A 1426-nucleotide genomic window follows, 5' to 3' on the forward strand; every position below is an offset into this window, starting at 1 on the left:
CCTGAAAATTCTACTGCGCACCCATCAGGAATCAATGACCTGGCGAAATGAATTTTCACAAGAGTGTAACCAGTTGCGTATTTTTACGGCATCGAGCGTTGCCAGAACCACGAACAGCCTATTCAACGCCAGTAATATTCATGTTTATTATGATTAACGCTGACACATTGACGAAAACAGAGAGCTGGCGCCGCACGATCGGCGCGGCGCGGGTGGATAAGGGAATAATTAATGCTGCAGCCGGGCCAGACATTCCGGGGCGAGGCCGGTCAGTTTCGCCACCAGCGACAGGTCGAGTCCGTTAGCAAGCATCGCCCGGGCGATACGCTCCGCGGTCTGCTGCTCACCTTGCTCGATACCTTGTTCGATACCTTGCTGTAGACCTTGTTCAAGACCTTGCTTTAATCCTTGCTGATGGCCGCGTTGTTCCAGAAACTGGGCAATATTCATTAGCGTCTCCTTATGCGGCCGCCGGGGGACGTTTTGCGCAAGATGGCGCAAAAAAGCAACCGGATCGGCGGCGTTTCCTGCCTGTAATAAATAGTGCAACAGCGTCTTAAGCTGCCTGCGGCTAGTGTATCCCAGCGCCAGGAGCCTGACCAGCTGCTCATGCAGGTCCATCAAATCCCGCTGGCGAATATGCTTCTGCAGCAGCTCCAGCATCGCCACGCGCCGGTGGCGCATGATTTCATCGTCCGGGGTGCTAGTGATATCAATTAAGGGAAAATCTTCACCATAGATCCGCCGCGCGATGTCCGGATCGGCAAAGCCTGCCAGCCAGCACATCGGGTAAGGCCAGGGAGAAACGCGACCATGATAAAACAGCAGCGGGATCACCAGCGGCAGCTGCGTATGCCCTTTATCCAGATGACGCTGCATCGCGGCTATCGCATAGCGCATCAGGCGAAATGCCATATGGCGGTCCGCCGAGCTTTGGTGCTCTATCAACAGATAGATATAGCCCTCCCCCGCCTGCGTTTGCAGCGAGTAAAGGATATCGGAATGACTCGCCCGCAGTTCGTCGTCGATAAAGCTCCCGGACTCCAGCCGCAGCGTGTTCAGGTTACATAACGCGCGCAGCGGTGCGGGAAGGTGAATGTCCAGAAAATCCCTGGCCGTCGCCCGATGCGACAGCAGGTGTTTAAATACAGCATCGTGGGGGGAATTCGTCGCCCTTTCCATGGCGGTGCTCCATACAATCATTTTCGCTTAACGTAGCACTCAACAAGACCTGAACTGTATTTCGCTTGCAGTTTACCGAGGCGGCTCGCAAACTATTTCACCAGCATACCGCCCCATCCCTCTGCAGGAGAAAACCCATGCGCCACAGGACGATTGTTTGCCCGCTGATCGAGAATGAAGGCCATTATCTGCTTTGCAAAATGGCCGCCGACCGCGGGGTTTTTCCCGGGCAATGGGCCTTATC

General features: G+C 54.9%; 2 protein-coding genes (1 of these 2 cut by a window edge). One reads left to right on the forward strand and one right to left on the reverse strand.

Annotation, left to right across the window (positions count from 1 at the left end; translation table 11 throughout):
• Positions 1-228: 228 nt before the first annotated feature.
• Positions 229-1182, reverse strand: a complete 954-nt coding sequence (locus VZP09_RS13420) for an Rpn family recombination-promoting nuclease/putative transposase (protein WP_004175025.1) — start codon at positions 1180-1182, stop codon at positions 229-231.
• Between the two features lie 137 nt (positions 1183-1319).
• Here VZP09_RS13420 and nudI point away from each other — a divergent pair, with 137 nt between their 5' ends.
• On the forward strand, positions 1320-1426 hold the 5' portion of the coding sequence (gene nudI, locus VZP09_RS13425; protein WP_328795211.1) for a nucleoside triphosphatase NudI. It continues 316 nt past the right edge of the window; only the first 107 of its 423 coding nucleotides appear in the window; its start codon is at positions 1320-1322; its stop codon lies beyond the right edge, outside the window.

Origin of the sequence: Klebsiella sp. EMBS2024 (genome assembly GCF_036233805.1) — a bacterium.
In the GTDB taxonomy this organism is placed as follows: Bacteria; Pseudomonadota; Gammaproteobacteria; order Enterobacterales; family Enterobacteriaceae; genus Klebsiella; species Klebsiella pneumoniae.

Bases quoted from the DNA above. Each gene is read 5' to 3' on its own strand.
- VZP09_RS13420 (WP_004175025.1), bottom strand. From the start codon at position 1,182: ATGGAAAGGGCGACGAATTCCCCCCACGATGCTGTATTTAAACACCTG.